The organism is Paenibacillus sp. UASWS1643 (assembly GCF_008693195.1).
GTDB lineage: Bacteria > Bacillota > Bacilli > Paenibacillales > Paenibacillaceae > Paenibacillus > Paenibacillus amylolyticus_B.
This window is the reverse complement of sequence record NZ_VXKZ01000097.1, coordinates 88,050-107,794: the sequence shown is the minus strand read 5'-3', so window position 1 is coordinate 107,794 and position 19,745 is coordinate 88,050. Positions and strand designations below refer to the sequence as shown.

Genomic DNA, 19,745 nt, shown 5'->3' with positions numbered 1-19,745 from the left:
GTCATGCATGCAATCGGAGGTGAAATGAAGTATGCAAGCAGATCACCACGAGGCATCCCTTTTGATCAGACCTGCGCGCATGGAAGATGCAGATCAGGTCATTCCGTTACTGCATCAGGCGATAGGAGATATTGCTTACTCGCTAGCGGGTGAGGCGGATCATGAGAAGGCGATGCAGATTTTGCAGGCGTTTTATGTACATGAAGACAACCGGATTAGCTATCGTCATATGACAGTGATGGAGCAGGATGGGTTGATTGCGGGGATTCTGGTAGCCTATGATGGCGGAGAAGCAGATCGTCTGGACCAGCCGATTCTGGATCGACCTGGACGAAGCCGGGAAGAGAAGTATGCATTGGTTAAAGAAACCCGTCCGGGGGAGTATTATCTGGATACTCTTTCGGTAAGTGAAGCTTATCAGGGGCAGGGCATCGGCCGGGCACTGATGGCTGCTTTTGAGCAGCAGGGCAGAGATCTGGGTCACTCGCAGGTATCCTTGATTGTAGAACGAGACAACGGCCGAGCGCTAATGCTGTACGAACGGCAGGGATATGTCAAAGACGATGTGATTGTCATCGCAGGACATGAGTATAATCATATGGTCAAACCGATTCAATAGTACAGGGAGCTAACGGGTTAAGTCAGTTGTGACTATAGAAACAAGAAGAAACCGCGACAGGAGCGAATCCTGTGGCGGTTTTTGTCGTGTTAACTGTTGGGATTTAGCCTGAATTTGAACCGGATATTAACTCTGGGAACGGATTAACTCAATAATTCGCATAGTCGCTGACCGGCACATTCTGTTCCAGCCATTTCTCGATAGTGGCCGTTTTCTCGAATTTGGCTTCGGTTACGATGTCCATGAACTTTTCGAGTTTGGTCAGGAAGGCACTGTCTTCGGAGGAGTTACGTTGTAAGACAGCTTTGTAACCTTTCTGGGCATTGGCAGTCATTTTGTTCGTATCATAGTCAAATAAAGGCGTATTATTCAGGCCATAAAATGTATACAAGCTATAGTTATTCATCAGGTTCTTCACCTGTTGTACCCGATTGGACTTCGGATATTCGTTCAGGAATCGTTCCTGATTCAAAGCGCGATTGAGTATCTCCTGATAGCCAATGACCAGTGCACCATCATCGGCGGCAAGGTTGCTGGTTTCAACTGCCATGATATTAATGTATTGTTTGATGTCTGGTTTCACGTACGAGATATATTTCTGAAAAGCCATATAATTCATGATCGGATAGAGTGAACCTTCCAGCATAACAAGACGATAACCGCTATCCCGTGCTTGCTGGAGCAGCGCACGCAGACTGGTGTCGTTGGTGCGGGACATGAGTGTGGTGAAGCTATCATTCCATTTGTAGGCTTTGATCATCTTGTCTTGAACATTAGGCACCAGTAGACGGTCCGTCATGGCTGTTAACGCCTTGTTGCGGGCATTCTCCAGCTGTAAGACCATCAGGGTTGCATGATGAGTCGTAACTTGATCGATATGAGATTCGAGATAAATATCCGCGGCAGGCAAGCCGTTCTTTTTGTAGAGCATGGACTGAAATGTTTTATATATTGTTGTTGAACTGGCAGTCGTGACTTTGGTATCTGTACTGGAAGAAGCGGCAACAGCGACTCCGGATAATGGAGCGACGGCCGTTTGGAGCAGCATGAGGATGGCGGTGGCTGTAATGAAGGTGCGCATGCCTTTACGTTTGGCAGATTGGAACGATGATGTCATAGATATGAACCTCCCATAGTTGAGAAAATGATAGGTGTTGTTCACTAGTCACTATACCTTAACCCAAATGGGGTCGGATGTGGTTGCGGAATGGTGACAAATTCTTCTGTTATTTTTAACTTTTGGAGGGTGGAAGATAGAGGGAGAATTCTGAGAAAATATTTTTTGTACAACTGGAAACTTTTGAGCTGATCGGAACGTCTTAGTTGTGCATAGGAAAATACAGGAATTAATGAAATGAACAGCGAATCTATTTCGATGTTAACTAATTGCGAGAATGGGGATATGGGATATGAGGAAAGCGGGAGGAAAACAAGTGAAGAAGGTAATGTCAGCGCTGGCTGTATCGGCCATGCTGATGTCCGCACTTCCAACGTCGGTTATGGATGCAGCCGCGAGAATCAGCATATACATTAATGATGCAGAGTTATCATCTGCTCAGGCACCTGTCATGAAAGGTGGACGCGTACTGGTTCCGCTTCGGTCGATTTTTGAAGGATTGGATGCGAAGGTACAGTACACGAACAGAACCAAAACGATTGTTGCAACTCGCGATGATCAGGAAGTTACTTTGAAACTTGGTTCCAAAACGGCATACATCAACGGGGAAGCAATCTCGCTGGATGTACCTGCGAACACGATTAAAGGAAACACCATGGTTCCAATTCGTTTTGTCAGTGAAGCTTTTGGAGAAAAAGTATTCTGGAACTCACGTAATCAACGTGTAGATATCAAGACAACGACAACACCTCCAGTAGATGAGACACAATATGCTGCATGGAACATCTACGGTTCGGTATCCGGAAGTAACGGAGATGGTCGTGACCTGACCGTGAGCTTCACACGTCCAACTTCAGAGAAGGCGGTATCTGCTTACCGAATTATGCTGGTGAAAACACGCGATGTGAATACCTTTACAGAGTCCTCAGCAACTGCCGTACCTTCTGCAAACTATACATCTATTACACCAAATGGCAGCAATCCGAAACTGACACTTAATGCACAGACGCGTGACGTAAACGGGGATTTGCTGAACAGCAATGAAACGTATCGTCTGTATGTACTGACTGTTGGTAACAGCAGCAATAATTATAAAAATGCACTAAACTGGTCTTCTCAAGCATTGAAGCTCAATAATGTAAAATCCACAGTACAAGCGGTTACAAGTCTGCGTGCTGCAGATGTTAGCGACTATGGCGATGGACGCGATCTGGAGATTAACTTCACCCAGCCGAGCACGACATCGAACATTACGTATTATCGTGCTTTTGTAGTCAAAGCGAAGGACTCTTCCGCATTCAATCTGGCTGCAGCAAACAAAGTGTCCAGTGCGAACTCCACGATCATATACAAAGGCAACACGGCTGCGGTCAAAAGCAAGCTGACTTCTTCGACACGGGATACGTCCGGCGAATTGATCAAAAGCGGTACAGCGTATGTGGTTTACATCTTGTCGGTAAGCACTAATACAACAACAGACAGCAAGCTGTCCGCAGCATCATCTTCACTTACACTGTCCGTGAACACAGCAACGTCTCCAGTAATTACGCAGGTGAAGGATAACTCGGATTATGGAGATGGTCGTGATATTCAGGTGAGCTTCAACCGTTCATCGGATGAGTCCAAGGTGGCGAATTATCGCGTCTTTGTGGTGCGTAACTCGGTTGCCAGCAGCTTTAATCTGACGACAGCAAGCAATCTGTCCTCCAGTCTGTACTATACGGTGAACAAAACAGGTAACAACATTACAACGACATTACCTTCATCCATGAAGGACACAAGCGGTTATAACGTAACGAATCTGCAAGATTATCGCATCTTTGTGATGGCGGTGGGCAACCAGCAAAATGGATACACCAATGCGCTGTCAGCTTCCTCCACTGTGCTGAGACTGACAACAACCGGTAACGCGGGAGTTATTAGCAACCTGGCTGTTGCGGATATTGGTGACAACGGTGATGGGCGTGATCTACGGGTTTCTTTCAACAAAGCTGCGGATGAGTCCAGAATCTCTGCCTACCGAGTATATGTAGTTCGTTCCGCTAATGTGGGCAGCTTCACACTAAGCGCAGCTAATGCGTCGAACTACTATACGCAGGTGAACAAAACGGGTGGTAACTTGTCCGTTACGCTTCCAAATGCATATGATACAAGCGGTTCTAAAGTCCAAGAAGGTGTGAGTTATCGTGTATTTGTTGTATCGGTGAGCAACAGTGGGAATGCTACCCAGAATGCATTGTCTAGTTATTCTTCATTAATCACATTATCCAAAACTGCTGTATTGACTGCACCAACAAGCATCACAGCAAAGGATATTGGCGATAATGGCAATGGTAGCGACATAAGTGTGACGTTTAATAGATCGGCGAATGAGACTAACGTTCATCACTACCGTGTGTTTGTAGTAAAGAAAACGAATGTAAGTGGATTTGATCTGGCAGAAGCGAATCGAAATCCTAATTTTATTCCCCAGAGTAAAACTGGAGGAAGCGGAAACTACACTTTGACTTTAAATAATGCAAGAACGACAGATGGCGCAGATATTCGAAATGATGAAGACTATCGTATATTTGTACTGGCGTTGAGCAATACCGGTACTATTTCGAATGTTCTATCTACGGTCTATTACGATGTTAGGTTGTCTGTAACTACTAGTGAAGTTGGGAAAGTCGCAATCACTGATGTTGAAGTTAAGAAAGAAGAGCAAGCTGCAGGTAATGCTACCGATGTAAAAGTGACATATACAAAACCAGTCCCTGATCAAGCCATTGGACGTTATGTGTTAATGGTAGTACCTGCTTCTACAGCTTTCGATCTAAATGCGGCCAAAAAAACTGCGAAATCCAGCAATTCACTCGATGTTTCTGCAAGTACAGTTACAGAACTTCCTATTTCTTTATCCGATAGTAATGGTGACGAGATCAAAGCTGGAGCATACAAGATTGTTATTTTGTCCGAATCATCTGATGGTAAAAGGGAATCAAGTATGACTTCGTCTGCTGCTTTCACAATTAACGCGAAAAAACAGGCACCAACGCCTGTTGATAGTGTAATAGATCTAAAAACAACTGTAAGTGCTTCTTCCATTAATATAAGTTTCACTAAGCCAAATGAAGTAGGCATCGCTCGTTACGATGTGTATATCATTAAAGAAGAGAGCAGCTCAGGAACTACTGGGAGAGTTTTAAAAGATGTTAGTGTAGGTGGTGCTCCTTTAGCAACAGTGGATATTGGAATTTCCGCCAAGGATTCAGAGGATGCAGTTTTCGGAGCGGGTAAATACAAAGTTTCGGTAGTCTCAGTGGTGAGTGATCCGACGAAATATACATCTGTCCGTGCAGAAGGCACATTTGAGATTTTGCCAGCTCCTTCTGGCACTGGTCAGGGAACTGACAATTCGGGCGCGGGGACTTCAGGCGGTAATGGAACTCAACCATCTGCTACAAACGAGCTATCCACTACGCAGGGTTCATGATTTTAAGATAGGCAAACGCGGTTGAAATTCATAATGGATAATTGAATTTTAGGAATTCGAATCCATTAACTCCCTTTCCAACCGGAAAGGGAGTTTTTAATATTCCCGCGTAGACACCGCTGAACATCCTCGCGGCCATTCACTTGATAAAAAATTTGTCGCCAGAACGGTTCCTTAGACCAATGTTGAATTTGAACCAATTATTGGATAATAAAGGGGAGTTGGCTATATAGATCGAACTAAACATTTACACGAAACAGAGTGGCCAATGTAAATATCTTTAGTTCACCTTATATAGAAGCCTATGAGCCGAAAGGAATGATGGAATGCTTGCATTTCGTTTGACAGGCCTGCCGGATTCCCGGTTGCCGCTGTACCTGTATTGTGTGGGCACGCAGGAAGAGAAAGTTCTGCATAGACCGGATGGATTTCCGGTGTATCAGTTGTTTTTGTCACACGGTGGTGAAGGGCAGTTCAAGATAACGGGAAAAGGATCAAGGACGATGGGAGCAGGGCAGTTATTCATCGTGGAACCCGAGGTTGCACATGAGTATGTGCCTCATTCCAAATCCAAAGGGGAACTTGGTTATATCGGTATTGGCGGTGCATCGGCTGGATCAGTACTTCAATGCGCGGATTTGCTTCAGAACGAGCCGTTCCCTATCTCCGGTTTTGAAATCATCTGGTCGCGGTTAACAGATCTCTGGCATGCGCTGGATCAAGGAGCAACGGAGATGTGGAACACATCAGCCCTCATCTACCAGCTCATTTTGGATATAGCACAATCGAAAATTCCATCTGATGTCGGTAATGGAGGTGTCGGATCATCGATGGCACAGGACGGCACTGTAACACGTTCTAATCGGGAGTCCGATCCGAGCAGGGATGCACTCGTCCGAGCGGTAGCATTGATGCATGCTCACTATCAGGACGATCTGTTATTGAAGCATGTTGCTGACGCAGTGGATTATTCGGTACAGCATCTCAACCGATTATTCCAACAGCATTATGGCGTGACAGGACATCAGTATATGCAACGATTACGTTTGCAGAAGGCTTCGGAATGGCTGGACAAGCATCCACGAGCAAGTGTACGAGAGGCAGCAGAGACCGTAGGGATGGAAGTGAACTATTTTATCCGGATGTTCAAGCGGGAATTTGGAGAGACACCAGGCAAAGGAATCAAACATCGGAATCAGCTCCAAATGGAAAAAGACCTCACGAATTCGTGAAGCCCTTAATCAATTATATAACGTGTTATGCTGTTTTCTTTTGTCCAAATAAAGGCCTTAACGTTGCAAGCCCCACAACTCCGATCACTGCACTCACCCACGGAGCCAGTGCAAATACCGGAAGTTTATCACGCAGTGGATAGCCTACAAACAGCACAAGGACCACGATGACGATGTAGATGATGATTCCCTTAAGGTTAACCTTAGGTACGGTGTTCTTGTCCGCTCCTTCATCGTCCGGTCGCTCAGCAAGACGGCGAAGCATCTCCACCAATGCAATACCTCCAACTGCCGCAACGATCAGGGAGAACAGACTGATGTGTTGGAATGGTTCCGTATCTCCGCCAGTCCAACCCACGAACAATCCCACACATCCTTGAATCAACATGACAAAAGACAAAGCCGCCCAAGCGATCATGGCATACCACTTTGGCGTCCGTTTCACAGGCTCTGGATTCTCAGTTGGCTGTGATTCTACAACATTTGCTTTCTTTTTAGCTGAAACAGATGGACTATTATCACGGGTTGGGCTGGATTTACCCACCTCAACGACAGCCGTCTTCTCCGGTGCTGTATTTGTAATCCCGAGCTGTGCATGGATGTCTTGTTCCAGATCAGGTCCGTATAACTCGCGAGCGGGTTTATTATCCCGTTGAGCCTGTACGATTGCTTTTCCTGCGGAGAGTATCCACTCTTCCTGTGTTCTCTCGTCCGCTGGCGCATGACGTGCAATTGTGCTGATCTCGTCATACAGTTTCACATGTTCAGGTGTCATTCGACTCATCTCGGTTATTTGCCGATTCTGTATTTCTTTAAGCTTCTTATAGGAAATCCCCAATGATTGCTCCCCCTGTCTACACACGTTCTGATCTTCCAATTGACTGAAGACCCTGACGGTATTTTAGTATACGGGAAGGGCTCTCGTTTCGCAAAGTCATTCCTTATAAAAAAGCTGCTCATGGTGGACCCATATCCATACACAGGCCAGTATAACACAGGTGCATAACAGCACCAGTTTACCGTGATGTTGAATCCATTCCAGTAGATGTTCCATGAATTCATTCCTTTCGGCAGAAGGATTCCGAGGCATATGCTGCCTAAGTTTTTTCGTTTATTTTCCCCCGTTCATGTGAAAAAATACCCACACGCCTCACAGATCTAACGATTGTGTGAAGTATGCATAAAGAGCAGCCGATTCCATCACAATAGTAGCATTTCCAACAGAAATCCAAGATTGGAGTGTGCTTGTTATGGATAAACAAACAGATTTGACGCGGAAGCTGCTACTGAACAGCAACTCCCGTGGAGTTGTGGACGAAGTTGTATCCTTTGAAGAGAACCTGGAGGATACGGAGTATGCAGAAGAACTGACAGATGGCAATTTGAAGGGAAGAAGTTTCTGGGACAATAGTGATTCGGGTCATGAGCATGAGTGGAATGGACGGGTGGAGACCCACGAGATGTTCCGTAGAAGCTACGAATAACGATCCTGCAACGCTTGTTTGAATTCCAAATGATATCCGGGCCAGCTGTCATCAGCGTGGCTCATTTTTTTGTGTTTATTATCCGATAACATGTAGATTGGTAGTCGACGTAGAAAGGGTTCTTACTTACGTTGACTTGCAGGGTACGGGATGATAATATATGAATAACATCTTAATACACACTAAACTTATCGGATTATATATATTTAATAAATGGAAGTTAACAGGCTAAGCGTGGAAAGGGGAAATCGGTATGGAACGTCAGATCAGTATCCGTCATGAACAGGAAGAATTAACAGCCACGATTCATTATCCGGTCGTGAAAGATATCAAGGAGGAGGAGAGTCAGCAGCGAGTCCCTCTGGCGGTCATCTGCCACGGCTTCGTTGGTAGCCGGATCGGCGTGGACCGTTTGTTTGTAAAGACTGCACGGGAGCTGGCTGAAGACGGTTTTCTGGTCCTGCGTTTCGATTATACCGGTTGCGGAGAGAGCAGTGGGGAGTACGGAGCGGAGGGACTGGAGTCCATGGTGCTGCAGACTCGTTCGGTGCTGGATTACGCGGTGAATTGCAGTGATGTAGATCCTACGCGTGTTACCCTGATAGGTCATAGTCTGGGTGGTGCCGTTGCATTGCTAACTGCTGTACGTGACAAACGTGTCAAAAACCTGGTTATGTGGTCCTCCGTGGGTTATCCATTCAATGATATCGTGAAGATTACGGGACGGGAAGTATACGATGAAGGCGTGAAACTGGGTGCGGCTGATTATCTGGGATACAAATTCACACCGAAGTTCTTCGAGTCTCTTGCTGAACAACAGCCATTCCAGGAAGCAGTTAAGTTTAGCGGAGATGTACTCGTCGTGCATGGTACATCAGATGAGATTATTCCTGTAGACTACGCATTCCTGTATCAAAAGGTATTCTGGATGCGCCAAGAGGGCCGCTGTGATAAGGAGATCATCTTCCAGGGCGATCACACCTTCTCTTCAGGTAAAGAGCGAGAACAGCTAATTACGCGTACCAGAGAGTGGCTGGGCGAACGTCAGAAGATCGAGCAGGATTGGCAGCACTGGATGATATAAGTGGCAGGATTATAACTGTTTGGGGATGTCAGCTTGGAAAAGCGCCTTCTTAAGGGTAAAATAGAGGAGTAAGCATTCTATCCGTGTCTGGAGGTTGGCAGCAATGACATTACCCGCACTTTTCATTGCGCATGGTTCTCCCGCTCTGGCGGTGGAGAGCAATGACTACACTCACTTCTTGAACCAGCTTGGAGACAGGCTGCCGGCTCCGAAAGCCATTGTCGTATTTACGGCGCATTGGGATTGTCCTGAACCGTCCGTGACGATGGATGATACACATCAGACCTTGCATGATTTTTACGGATTTCCTTCTACGATGTATAAGATGGAATACCCTGCATCTGGGCAGCCAGATTTAGCCAACGAGATTTGCGCTTTGTTCACCCGCAGTAACCTGGCACATCAGCCGATTCGAGGCCGAGGGCTGGATCATGGCGTATGGGTACCGTTGCTCCATATGTATCCCGATGCTAACATTCCTGTGATTGCTGTATCTGTAGACTCGCTGCGTACGCCGCAGGAGCAGTATGATATTGGCCGAATGCTGGAACAGCTGCGTCATGATGATGTGCTGATCATTGGCAGTGGTGGAACGGTTCACAATTTACGATTGCTGGGCAATACGGATGAACCGCAAGAGTGGGCGGTGGAGTTTGATAACTGGATCGGGGAGCGCTTGCAGCAGTGGAACACAAGAGAGCTGTTTCAATATGAGAAAAAAGCCCCTCATGCACGCACGGCAGTTCCGTCGTATGGTACAGAACACCTTGCACCTTTGTTCTACGCCATGGGTACAGCGGATATGTCCCGATCAGCGAAGCGTCTATTCCAGTCTTATCCTTATGGAACGCTCAGTTTGAACTGCTGGCAGTTTGGAGACGGCGTGTAACTTGGAACAGACAACAGCCTGATTATGGTGTTTGACGCCAGTTTCGTACGGATAACGTATATTAATTGCATACTATTAAACAATATATAAACAAAACAAAAGAAGGTTCCTGTACACCCTTGAAGGGATGCAGTAACCTTTTTTCAATACGAGGACTTATTCATGCAATAGATCTTTATTTGCGGATTTCGAACAATTCACAGTCTGTACGCGAATGATAAGCAAGTTCACTGACACTGGATTGGACAACTACAGTGTTGCTGTCAAAACGGATAATGATGCCACCGGAGTCAATCTGGTGATTATCTTTAAAAACTCGAACCTTATACTTCATATTCATGGCTTCCTGGAAGTCCGCATCGGTCTCGAGACGTCGCTGGGTCGGCATATCGTGTACTCCTTTGAAGTTCAACTTTATTTCATCATAATACGATTTTCTGTGGATGGGCAAGTCAGTCATGCATGCGGGCTGATTTTTGAAAAGTAAAAGCCCTGCTCTCCAGGGGGATTGGGAGCAGGGCCGAGAATTCTATGAATGATTGCTTAAGCTGTCTTCTGAGTTGGGCTAATCGTTGGTGTGTCTTTAGGAAGATTTCCTTTGTTGTTACGAGTGAACAATCCGCGAAGGTAAGGCAGTACCCAGTGATCCAGACCAATTTTACCTGCATTTGCACCAGCAACAACAAGGAAGATTTCCATTACAACCAGTTGAGCATTCGTGCTTACTGTTCCCGAGAAGAGGAACGCGAAGTTCATGACCATAGCCATCAGTGCTGCTAGTGTAGTGAAGCAACCGAGGATGAGACCCAAACCTACAAGGAATTCACCCAATGGGATAACGAAGTCGAAAAGTCCTGCGTTTGGTACTGCGAATTTCTCAAGGAACGTTGCCCACCAAGCTTGGACAGCCGGGTGATCACCTGTTGCTTTTTCTACCGCACCGGCCAAGAACCCGCCAGCTTCGAATCCGCCAGTCAATTTGCTCCATCCGTGAGTCATCCAATCATAACCGATATACACCCGAAGTACTGTCAAAATCCACATTGCTACTTTGTTTTCTCTAAGCCATTGGTTTGTGCTGAACATATGAACCACTCCTTCATGGAATTTAGTGTGTGTTGTTTTTGTTTTTCTAAGTGATCACCTTTGATGTCTTTATTGTATAGTTCAAAAGTTGTTTTGTTTGTGATTAAAATCACAATCTAGTTCAAATTTTAAGTAAGGTTTGAGAAGTTCACATTTAGGACATATTTTTCTCACAAATCGCTGTTTCAAATGTGAATTTCAAGCTGTATCAAGGCCTTCTAGGCGCAGACAAATCGGGTGGGGTGTGATTAAATGGAAAGAAATACGTGAAATGGTTGCCTACATGAGACATATATCACAACTTAGAACCAGGCCATATCGTTCAGGAGGTCCTATATTGAAGCTTTTTAAATGGAACAAGGCAGCATCGGCTGCATCTCTGTTTATTCTCTCATTAAGTCTTGTTGCCTGCCAAAACCAGGAGGTGGCGCAGATGCCAGTTCAGCCAGAACCGACACCTGCACCTGTACAAGAAGAACCCGTGAAGGAATCCAACACGTCTCTCTATACAGCACCTTTGACGGGTCTGCCTGTAGATGAAGCGATTACGCGTCGACCACTCGCCGTAATGATTAATAATGCACCAGCAGCTCGGCCCCAATCGGGTCTAAGTTCAGCTGATATCATTCTTGAAGTTCTCGCTGAGGGAGGCATTACCCGTTTCATAGCCATCTTCCAGAGTGAAGGCGGTGGGGAGACGGTTGGACCCGTTCGCAGTATACGTCCATATCTAATTGAGCTCGGCGAGAGTTATGATGGGGTACTTGTTCACGCCGGAGGCAGTCCGGAGGCATATTCCATTTTGCAAAGGCAGCAGAAACAGCATATGGATGAAATCTCGAATGGTGGACCTTACTTCTGGCGTTCCTCGGATCGTAAAGCTCCACATAATCTGTATACTTCAGCGGACAAGCTGAGAGAAGGGTCAGATATCAAGGGTTATAGCCATGATTTCAAGTCTCCCGTATACATCTATAACGAAGAAGGCGCAACATCTGCAGGAGAGGCAGTGAAGCAATTCGATATCCATTATTTATTGGATAGTTACCGGGTGACGTATGATTATGATGAAGTTAGCGGACGATATATGAGAATGGTGAATGGCAAGGCAGATCAGGATATGGATAATGGAACTCAACTTGGTGCAGCGAACATCATTGTGGCAGGTGCTGATCACAAGGTACTCGATAGTGTAGGTCGATTGTCCGTTAATTTGGAACAAGGCGGGGAAGCCATGTTGTTTCAGAAGGGCAAGATGATTCGTGGGCAGTGGGTGAAGAAGCAGGGGGATATTATACGGTTTGTTCAGGGTGACAGTGAAGTTGCTCTTGTGCCGGGTAAAACCTTTATCAGCATTGTTCCCAATCAACCGGAATTTTCCAGCCATGTGAAGCTCGCTGTGCAGCAATAAAAGGATGTAATGAAAGAAAACAATGAAACATGTATCCATTTGTCGTCGAAAAGGCATTATATTTTACCTTAGTGTGAAAAGTAGAATCGTGTCGATTTTGAATTTTGATGTCGAATTGTAAACGCAGTGTAAAATCTTGACTTGAATTTACCATTATTCCAAATAATTAAGATTCATTTCAGATTAATGTGATAAGAATATAAAAAAGGATCACACCTTTTGTACAAACCATGAAACAAATATGATAAGATATCAAAGGTTGTCATTTCATGTTTCATCGGTTATCGGCAATTTTTCTCGTAAAGGGGATAGAGCTATGAAGCTTAAGAAGAAGAAGGATATATTTTTTGAGACACTGGAGAATATGGCAGATACGGTTGTTCAAGCGGCAGATTATTTCTCCCAGCATGTTTCCAACCTTCAGGATGTGACTCTTTTTGCCAATGAAATGAAGAAGTACGAGTCGAAATGTGATGATTACGTGCATACGATCATTACAGAACTCAACAAAACATTTATCACGCCGATTGAACGCGATGATATTATGGAGCTGACAACAACACTTGATGACGTATTGGACGGACTCGAAGCAACGGCTTCCCGTTTCTATATGTACCAACTGACGGATCCGGACGAATTTATCGTTCAGTTCTCTGAAATTTTGCGCCAATCGGCTTACGAAATTCAGAAGGCGATCCATCTGCTGTCACAGAAAAAATTGCTGGCCATCCGTGAATACACCATTCGTTTGAATGATCTGGAAAACCAGGGCGACGAAGTGCTGCGCATGTGTATCAAACATCTCTTCGCTACGGTGTCTGATCCGATTGAACTGATCAAGCGTAAGGAAATTTACGAGCGTCTTGAGACAACAACGGATGCTTGTGAAGACGTGGCGAATGTGCTCGAATCCATCATTATGCGTAATTCTTAAGGAGCCAGAGAATAATGGAAACAACGATTTGGGTATTAGGTATAGTCGTCTTCCTTGCACTGGCGTTTGACTTCATCAACGGTTTTCACGACACGGCGAATGCCATTGCCACTTCGGTATCCACACGGGCACTAACGCCACGTCGCGCGATCCTTTTGGCAGCGGTGATGAACTTTGTCGGTGCGATGATGTTTACAGGCGTTGCGAAGACGATTGGGGGGAGTGTGACCGACCCCACCACGCTGGATAACGGGATCGAGGTCGTCATAGTCACCTTGATCGCAGCGATTATCTGGAACCTGGTTACATGGTGGTTTGGTATTCCGTCTTCCTCATCACATGCACTTATTGGAGCCCTTGCAGGTGCCGTGCTTGTTGGCGCAGGAGCTGACAAAGTGAAGTGGAGCGGATTCATTGATATCGTTGGAGGTTTGCTATTATCACCTCTGATCGCATTTGCCATTGGTTATGTGGTCATGACGATTCTCAAATACATTTTTGCCAAACGCAGTCCGCATAACGTGAATAAAGGTTTCCGTACGGTACAGATTTTCACGGCTGCACTGCAAGCATTCACACATGGTACGAATGATGCACAGAAAGCGATGGGTATTATTACATTTGCTTTGGTTGCAGCAGGTGTACAAGATCATCTGGAAGTGCCGCTGTGGGTTAAAATTTCAGCAGCAACCGCGATGGCTCTGGGTACATCCATTGGTGGTTGGAAAATCATCAAAACGATGGGGACCAAAATCTTTAAAATTGAACCGATTAACGGATTTGCCGCGGATCTGTCAGCTGCTTCCGTTATTTTCACGGCAACGTTGCTTCACCTTCCAGTTAGTACAACGCACGCGATCACATCAGCTATTCTGGGTGTAGGTTCCGCGAAACGTTTCTCTGCTGTGAAATGGGGACTTGCTGGACGTATCATTATTACGTGGTTCATTACGATTCCAATTACTGCGGGACTGGCAGGATTGTTGTACTGGATTATTTTCTAAATAGAGAAGTTATCCCGAACGAATTCGGGGTTACCAGACACTCTGTTCATAACTGTGTGAATATCGGGATATGTGGACAATTATACAACCAAAATCAAGAGACGCCTGTGCATGAACGTGTGGACAGGCTGGATATGTGGATAGCCATCCGTGGAATGATAAACCAAAAGAAGATATTCCTGTGGATACAGGGAACTGTGGATAGGGAAATGAGAGAAGCCAACAGGGTTGGCTTTTTTTGTTGTCGAGTTTGAAGGTACCTGTGTACAATAACGTAAAGATACAGGACAAGGACGTGGTCTAATTTATGATTCGTACACTCGCCATTACACGAGAACATCAAGTCTCCGTTAACGTACCACTTACACAGCTGGATCTGAACGATTACGCCTGGGTATGGGCCGATTTTAACCAGCCAACGGAAGAGGAAAGCCGTTTGCTGGATACATATTTTCATTTTCATCCATTAGCCATAGAGGACTGTCTGCATGTATTGCAACGGCCCAAGCTCGATTATTATGATAATCTGCAGTTTCTTGTGCTGCATGCACTGAACCCGTCCACACTGGAAGCCGAGGAGGTTGACTTGTTTCTTGGATCAAACTTCCTAGTGTCTTTTCATCATGGCGTATTGGAGGAAGTGGATGAAGCGTGGGAACGCTTGTTACACCATGCACATGAACGAACCATTTGGGCGCGAGGTCCGGTGGCAGCAGCCTATACGGTGATGGACAAGTTGGTCGATCATTATTTTCCGTCTTTATTTGCGATTGAGGATGAACTGGCTGAACTGGAGAACCGGGGTGGACAAGAATCGGTTGAAGACTTGATGAACCAGGTGTTTGATCTGCGGACTCGATTGCTGAAGCTAAGAAGAACCGTAGTACCGATGCGGGATCTGCTCTATCGGGTGGTGAACTCCCAGCATGTGCAGCGAACAGGCGAACATACGGCTTATTTTACCGATATCTATGACCATTTATTGAAGCTGACGGATATGATTGAAGCCGATCGGGAGATGACGGCCGACCTGCGGGACAGTTATATTTCCCTGAACTCCAACCGGATGAATCAGATTATGAAGACACTCACGGTGATTACGACTGTATTTATGCCGCTCACACTGATCGCGGGTATTTATGGCATGAACTTTGCCTATATGCCTGAGCTTCAGTGGAAATTTGGGTATGGTGCGGTGCTGCTGTTAATGTTTGTGCTTGGCGGGAGTATGGTGGCCTGGTTTGTGAAGCGCGGTTGGTTTAAGTAGGGCAAATGGTGTCTGTTATCAAAATGTATATAATGTAATAAGCGATGATCTTTTTGGCACATGTAGATGCACAAAAAAAGATCATCGCTTATGGTCTCCAAAATTCCAGCAGGCTGGCTGGATGTTCTAGAATTTAGCGTCACAGTGAGGGTCATCAAGATCGGGATGTTCTGAAATCTCCCGGTAATGCTGGAGCTTATACGTTATAATGTCTGAGGTTTCATGCAGTCTCGATATCTCCTGCTGAATTTTACGCTGATGCTCTTCAAGAATGGAGTATCTCGTAGACAGAGTTTCAGGTCCCTGTTCAGATAGCTCTCGATAGTGCTTCATTTGTTCTATGGTCATCCCGGTGGCCTTGAGCCTTGTCAAAAAAATAATGCCAAGGATATGATCCTTGCTATATTGTCGATGCCCGTTTGCTTTTCTCTCTGCATAAGGTAGTAGGCCTATTTTTTCATAATATCGGATGGTATCTTCAGTTAAACTGGTTAGATTGGCTGCTTCCCGGATGGAAGTAACGATGTCTGGAATGTTCTGCATGAGATCAGACTCCTTAGTATTGGAATTACCAAGGTAGTTCTCCATCGTTTCCATGGAATCCTCCTGAGGGCCCATTTTCATCCAGGACAGCTAACTTAACAACTATAGCAGCTGCTTGCTTCACGGTGCCTAATCCTGTAAAGCCGTTCAGGTCGGTTGCTGTAAAGCCGGGATCAGCAGAATTGATCTTGAGCGGTGTGTTTCTGAATTCTTTGGCAAGCGTAACGGTGAACATGTTAACGGCTGCTTTACTGCTGTTGTAAGCGAGTAGGTTAAATTGGGCATGTTCGTGCGTGGGATCGCTATTATATGCAAGTGAGCCGAGGCCACTTGTCAGGTTGACGATTCGGCCTGCAGAGGATTGCTGTAATAAAGGTAGCATCGCCTGAGTAACGGAGATCATACCGAAGAAATTGGTGTCGTAGGTTTTCCGAATGTCCTCCAGAGAGATCTGACTGGGCGGAGTGGCCCCTCCAGCAGAGATTCCTGCATTATTAATCAACACGTCCAGGGAGCCAAACTTTTGCTTAATCTGACTGACAGCTGCCTCAATGGTAGCTTGGCGGGTTACATCAAGCATGATTGAATGAGCCTCGATATTTTTGTTAACCAGAAGTTGAGCTGCTTCCTCGCCTTTTAGTTCATTTCTCGCTCCCAGGAGAATGACATATCCCATTTTTCCTAACTGCAGAGCGGTTTCAAATCCGATTCCTTTGTTGGCCCCGGTAATTAGAGCGTACCTTTTCGTTTGCATCTGTTATTCCTCTTTTCATGAGTAATGTATAAGCATGTGGTGGTGATCTCCGAATGGTACAACTTGGAGTGTGCTCCAAGTCAACAGGGGAATTTAGAAGAAGCAGATCGGGACGGGAGCGCAAATAACCGAATACCCGTCTGTATCAGACTTTTGCATTCGGTTAAATATGTTTTTAATGATATCCACATGTGAATAAGTTTTCGCTGAAACGAGATGTGTATAACTTACGACGATTTCCTGTTACTCCATTTCAAGAACAAAAGAAGTTGTAGCTGCTTCTTTGCCATTCACAAGAATGGTAAGCGTATGCATACCGGCATAATATTTTCTCGTTGTGATGATTTTGAACGATTGTTTAGTGGCTACCTTGGTTCTGCCTGTTGGGTACATTTTATCGGAGCATTTGAATCGTTTAGGGGCCTGTTTGCCGTTTGCCTTCATATAACCCATCTCATATTCAATTCGCAGCATCTGTGACTCGCCGCTCTCATTAACGACATCAAACGAAAAATGAAGATACTCGCCAATGCTAATCGTATCCTGGACAAGCTGAAGCTGCTCAATGTGAATCGAATCCTGCTCGTTATAACCAAAAAGACTTAGTGCTTTGCTATGTCCTTTCTTTAGCAATGACCTGCTGGCATGCCGGACAATCCAGTCTGTGTGTACATGTTGTCCGTACCAGGTCGTGGCCAGATCCATAACCAGTTCAGGGTGGTCCTTGGAGATGTCATTCAGATGATTGGCGACACTTTTGCGAACATAGAGGGACTCGTCCTGTTTTAATGCATGCAGAATCGGAAGTACAGGTGTTGGATCAGTGATAAAGTTCTGGAGTTTGGCACCCCATGGCAAACGTGGCCGGCTGCCCTCACTGGCAAGTCTGCGGATATGCTCGTTGTCACTCTCTGCCCACGCCATCATATGTTTCATCGTTTGGATTGGATAATGTTCAATAAACGGGCGTACCGCGAACTCCGAGCTGGAATAAGGTGTGAAGAGGGTCAGATACTTCATGGATAACTCGTAATCTTCTGGGTCAAGTCCGTTCACTTCAATAAAATCCGGTACAAATAGATATTCAACGCCTCTCATCGTCGGGGCGGCATGTTCGATAATATGTAATGCTTCCTCATAATTGTCCGGCAGTACCTGGGTCAAAGCCAGTGTGATTCTGCGAATGCGCGCTTTGAATTCCAACTGTTCCCAGCCTTCAGCGAAAACCAATTCATGAAATTGCTGTGTATCCAGCTTCGGGTAGAATTGACGCAACCGTTCGCCGGTCCGATCGATTAATGCGGGAGTGTATTTGTCTTTGAAAAGTTCCATGGTCCGCCTCCTTTAGTTACTATTCAGTATACCTCAAATTGCAGAAATAAGAACGTAAGTTCCTGAAATTTATTTGTATACGGATGGACGGTGTTAAGGCACCCGCCTTCTGTAAGGGGGTGCCTGAATTTTCTTAACCTTTGCGACTTTTGGGACGGCGCTTCGTGGAATTGGATTTGCGGCGGACTGGAGTTGTATTGCGGCGACGTGTAGCATTCGTTGTTTTGTTCCGACGTTTGTTTTTGCGTTTCCGGGGCGGCGTATATTCTTCATAGTCCGCATCAGCTGCGCTGTTATTCGATTTTCCTTTTCCAAAAGGCAGAATGCCCATAACGAGTTTCATCATCGGAGCCATCTGCTGGATGCCACCAACGACCTTTTGCATTTTGCCTATTCCACTCATGATTCCATCAATACCGCCGAAGCGGTCGATCATTCCTTTTAACTCACCGATGTTGGCTAACGAAAAGCCGGTACTGCCAGTAGCAGGCGCCGTTACCGGAGCTGGGGGAACAACCTGAGCTGCACCTCCATAAAAGTTCCCGCCAGACACACCCTGCCCATAGGGTACGACTGCAGAAGCTTCGACTTCACCAAAGCCCGGGTAGTGTGGTTCTACGCCAGGATACATCGGTTGAATTTGAGTCTCATTTAAAGACCGCGGAACCACACCGGGCGGCATATAGGCAGAAGTATGTGCCTGCCGATGAGCATGAGAAGACGGACGCTGCCCTGGTGCTGGCTGGCGGTGATAATAATGCTGTGGCATGAACGATCACGTTCCTTCTATGTTGGATTTCGGAATTGCGTTCCATGAGTTGCATGACAGATGTACATCATAGACCCTTGTGGAACTCCCTTTTGTTATACTGTATGTCATTCGCGGAGAGACGGCGTAGGCGGGTATCCCGGAAAACGGGATATTTGCGGATTTGGGCGCATGGGATGATGGCAGGTTCCCGAAGAGAAAATGAAGTTTGTACACAAAGTTGTCACATTTAAGTGGGTTGAAATCCTACATAAGCAATCGGATATATACAGGTGAAAACTGGGAAATAACGCGGTAATTTCGTCTGATGTGCGCGAGGGGAGGACAATAGTACCTTTTGTAAGCGGTAACATGTATTTTTATTCTGTAGTGCGTGAAATCGGTAACGCTTGAAATACCAACTCAGTGTGAGTACAATGTAGGTACACAGTAACCGCTAGGGGATGATGATGAAATGCAGCTGAAAAAGCTAAATGATAAAAGCATTGAACAACTATTCGAGGCTATTTTGACGCTAAAAGATATTGAAGAGTGTTATGTTTTCTTTGATGACCTCTGCACAGTTAACGAGATCCAATCCATGTCCCAGCGGCTGGAAGTGGCTCGTATGTTGGGTAAAGGCAATACGTATAACCAGATTGAAGCAGAGACAGGTGCGAGTACAGCTACAATTTCACGTGTGAAACGCTGCCTGAATTACGGCAATGATGGTTATAAAATGACGCTCGAACGCCTGGGACGCTAA

19 protein-coding genes are annotated in these 19,745 nt (G+C 45.7%); 11 read left to right on the top strand and 8 right to left on the bottom strand.

Going from position 1 to position 19,745, the window contains the following annotated elements; all coding sequences use genetic code 11:
- Nucleotides 1–31: 31 nt before the first annotated feature.
- Nucleotides 32–619 (top strand): GNAT family N-acetyltransferase, encoded by a 588-nt coding sequence (locus FE296_RS06150; protein WP_150364512.1) that lies wholly within the window; start codon nucleotides 32–34, stop codon nucleotides 617–619.
- 148 nt (nucleotides 620–767) lie between these two features.
- On the opposite strand, the gene FE296_RS06145 is transcribed toward FE296_RS06150, so the two are convergent.
- Entirely contained in the window at nucleotides 768–1,736 is a 969-nt protein-coding gene (locus FE296_RS06145; protein WP_150364511.1) for a hypothetical protein, read from the bottom strand.
- Nucleotides 1,737–2,052: 316 nt separating this feature from the next.
- Between FE296_RS06145 and FE296_RS06140 the strand changes: the two genes are divergently transcribed.
- Both FE296_RS06140 and FE296_RS06135 read left to right on the top strand, forming a co-directional pair.
- Nucleotides 2,053–5,211, top strand: a complete 3,159-nt coding sequence (locus FE296_RS06140; RefSeq protein WP_190945052.1) for a copper amine oxidase N-terminal domain-containing protein — start codon at nucleotides 2,053–2,055, stop codon at nucleotides 5,209–5,211.
- Nucleotides 5,212–5,537: 326 nt separating this feature from the next.
- On the top strand, nucleotides 5,538–6,443 hold the full coding sequence (locus FE296_RS06135; RefSeq protein WP_124118561.1) for an AraC family transcriptional regulator: 906 nt from the start codon (nucleotides 5,538–5,540) through the stop codon (nucleotides 6,441–6,443).
- A gap of 25 nt (nucleotides 6,444–6,468) precedes the next feature.
- On the opposite strand, the gene FE296_RS06130 is transcribed toward FE296_RS06135, so the two are convergent.
- Nucleotides 6,469–7,281: a DUF1129 family protein gene (locus tag FE296_RS06130; RefSeq protein WP_124118562.1), complete on the bottom strand. Its 813-nt coding sequence runs from the start codon at nucleotides 7,279–7,281 to the stop codon at nucleotides 6,469–6,471.
- Between the two features lie 412 nt (nucleotides 7,282–7,693).
- Here FE296_RS06130 and FE296_RS06125 point away from each other — a divergent pair, with 412 nt between their 5' ends.
- From FE296_RS06125 to FE296_RS06115, 3 genes are all read left to right on the top strand, one after another.
- A complete protein-coding gene (locus FE296_RS06125) occupies nucleotides 7,694–7,927 on the top strand; it encodes a hypothetical protein (protein WP_124118563.1) in 234 nt (77 codons plus the stop codon).
- A gap of 253 nt (nucleotides 7,928–8,180) precedes the next feature.
- Nucleotides 8,181–9,011, top strand: a complete 831-nt coding sequence (locus FE296_RS06120) for an alpha/beta hydrolase (protein ID WP_150364509.1) — start codon at nucleotides 8,181–8,183, stop codon at nucleotides 9,009–9,011.
- A 103-nt stretch (nucleotides 9,012–9,114) separates the two neighbouring features.
- Entirely contained in the window at nucleotides 9,115–9,900 is a 786-nt protein-coding gene (locus tag FE296_RS06115; protein ID WP_150364508.1) for a DODA-type extradiol aromatic ring-opening family dioxygenase, read from the top strand.
- A gap of 175 nt (nucleotides 9,901–10,075) precedes the next feature.
- Here FE296_RS06115 and FE296_RS06110 read toward each other — a convergent pair whose 3' ends face one another.
- A complete protein-coding gene (locus FE296_RS06110; protein WP_017690673.1) occupies nucleotides 10,076–10,288 on the bottom strand; it encodes a hypothetical protein in 213 nt (70 codons plus the stop codon).
- 155 nt (nucleotides 10,289–10,443) lie between these two features.
- Nucleotides 10,444–10,986 carry a DoxX family protein gene (locus FE296_RS06105; protein ID WP_091019780.1) on the bottom strand — a complete coding sequence of 181 codons (543 nt, stop codon included), beginning with the start codon at nucleotides 10,984–10,986 and terminating at the stop codon, nucleotides 10,444–10,446.
- Between the two features lie 337 nt (nucleotides 10,987–11,323).
- Here FE296_RS06105 and FE296_RS06100 point away from each other — a divergent pair, with 337 nt between their 5' ends.
- The 4 genes from FE296_RS06100 (at nucleotide 11,324) to corA (ending at nucleotide 15,602) form a co-directional block, all read left to right on the top strand.
- Nucleotides 11,324–12,397 (top strand): DUF3048 domain-containing protein, encoded by a 1,074-nt coding sequence (locus FE296_RS06100; RefSeq protein ID WP_124118566.1) that lies wholly within the window; start codon nucleotides 11,324–11,326, stop codon nucleotides 12,395–12,397.
- A gap of 316 nt (nucleotides 12,398–12,713) precedes the next feature.
- A complete protein-coding gene (locus FE296_RS06095) occupies nucleotides 12,714–13,331 on the top strand; it encodes a DUF47 domain-containing protein (protein WP_076215091.1) in 618 nt (205 codons plus the stop codon).
- 14 nt (nucleotides 13,332–13,345) lie between these two features.
- Complete coding sequence (locus FE296_RS06090) at nucleotides 13,346–14,335, top strand: inorganic phosphate transporter (protein ID WP_124118567.1); 990 nt, start codon at nucleotides 13,346–13,348, stop codon at nucleotides 14,333–14,335.
- 307 nt (nucleotides 14,336–14,642) lie between these two features.
- The gene (gene corA / locus FE296_RS06085; protein WP_036668386.1) at nucleotides 14,643–15,602 is read left to right on the top strand and encodes a magnesium/cobalt transporter CorA; all 960 of its coding nucleotides are present in this window, start codon (nucleotides 14,643–14,645) and stop codon (nucleotides 15,600–15,602) included.
- 126 nt (nucleotides 15,603–15,728) lie between these two features.
- Here corA and FE296_RS06080 read toward each other — a convergent pair whose 3' ends face one another.
- From FE296_RS06080 to FE296_RS06065, 4 genes are all read right to left on the bottom strand, one after another.
- Entirely contained in the window at nucleotides 15,729–16,199 is a 471-nt protein-coding gene (locus tag FE296_RS06080) for a MerR family transcriptional regulator (RefSeq protein ID WP_223868787.1), read from the bottom strand.
- A complete protein-coding gene (locus tag FE296_RS06075; protein ID WP_124118569.1) occupies nucleotides 16,171–16,899 on the bottom strand; it encodes an SDR family oxidoreductase in 729 nt (242 codons plus the stop codon). Before FE296_RS06075 ends, FE296_RS06080 begins: the two co-directional genes overlap by 29 nt.
- A 243-nt stretch (nucleotides 16,900–17,142) precedes the next feature.
- Nucleotides 17,143–18,231, bottom strand: coding sequence for a DNA alkylation repair protein (locus FE296_RS06070; protein ID WP_150364507.1), 1,089 nt, complete (start codon nucleotides 18,229–18,231; stop codon nucleotides 17,143–17,145).
- A 133-nt stretch (nucleotides 18,232–18,364) separates the two neighbouring features.
- Nucleotides 18,365–19,000, bottom strand: coding sequence for a hypothetical protein (locus FE296_RS06065; protein ID WP_091019777.1), 636 nt, complete (start codon nucleotides 18,998–19,000; stop codon nucleotides 18,365–18,367).
- Between the two features lie 454 nt (nucleotides 19,001–19,454).
- On the opposite strand from FE296_RS06065, the gene FE296_RS06060 reads away from it, so the two are divergent.
- Entirely contained in the window at nucleotides 19,455–19,745 is a 291-nt protein-coding gene (locus tag FE296_RS06060) for a YerC/YecD family TrpR-related protein (protein ID WP_017690665.1), read from the top strand.

Bases quoted from the DNA above. Each gene is read 5' to 3' on its own strand.
- FE296_RS06150 (WP_150364512.1), top strand. From the start codon at position 32: ATGCAAGCAGATCACCACGAGGCATCCCTTTTGATCAGACCTGCGCGC.
- FE296_RS06145 (WP_150364511.1), bottom strand. From the start codon at position 1,736: ATGACATCATCGTTCCAATCTGCCAAACGTAAAGGCATGCGCACCTTC.
- FE296_RS06135 (WP_124118561.1), top strand. From the start codon at position 5,538: ATGCTTGCATTTCGTTTGACAGGCCTGCCGGATTCCCGGTTGCCGCTG.
- FE296_RS06125 (WP_124118563.1), top strand. From the start codon at position 7,694: ATGGATAAACAAACAGATTTGACGCGGAAGCTGCTACTGAACAGCAAC.
- FE296_RS06120 (WP_150364509.1), top strand. From the start codon at position 8,181: ATGGAACGTCAGATCAGTATCCGTCATGAACAGGAAGAATTAACAGCC.
- FE296_RS06115 (WP_150364508.1), top strand. From the start codon at position 9,115: ATGACATTACCCGCACTTTTCATTGCGCATGGTTCTCCCGCTCTGGCG.
- FE296_RS06110 (WP_017690673.1), bottom strand. From the start codon at position 10,288: ATGCCGACCCAGCGACGTCTCGAGACCGATGCGGACTTCCAGGAAGCC.
- FE296_RS06105 (WP_091019780.1), bottom strand. From the start codon at position 10,986: ATGTTCAGCACAAACCAATGGCTTAGAGAAAACAAAGTAGCAATGTGG.
- FE296_RS06095 (WP_076215091.1), top strand. From the start codon at position 12,714: ATGAAGCTTAAGAAGAAGAAGGATATATTTTTTGAGACACTGGAGAAT.
- FE296_RS06090 (WP_124118567.1), top strand. From the start codon at position 13,346: ATGGAAACAACGATTTGGGTATTAGGTATAGTCGTCTTCCTTGCACTG.
- corA (WP_036668386.1), top strand. From the start codon at position 14,643: ATGATTCGTACACTCGCCATTACACGAGAACATCAAGTCTCCGTTAAC.
- FE296_RS06080 (WP_223868787.1), bottom strand. From the start codon at position 16,199: ATGGAAACGATGGAGAACTACCTTGGTAATTCCAATACTAAGGAGTCT.
- FE296_RS06075 (WP_124118569.1), bottom strand. From the start codon at position 16,899: ATGCAAACGAAAAGGTACGCTCTAATTACCGGGGCCAACAAAGGAATC.
- FE296_RS06070 (WP_150364507.1), bottom strand. From the start codon at position 18,231: ATGGAACTTTTCAAAGACAAATACACTCCCGCATTAATCGATCGGACC.
- FE296_RS06065 (WP_091019777.1), bottom strand. From the start codon at position 19,000: ATGCCACAGCATTATTATCACCGCCAGCCAGCACCAGGGCAGCGTCCG.
- FE296_RS06060 (WP_017690665.1), top strand. From the start codon at position 19,455: ATGCAGCTGAAAAAGCTAAATGATAAAAGCATTGAACAACTATTCGAG.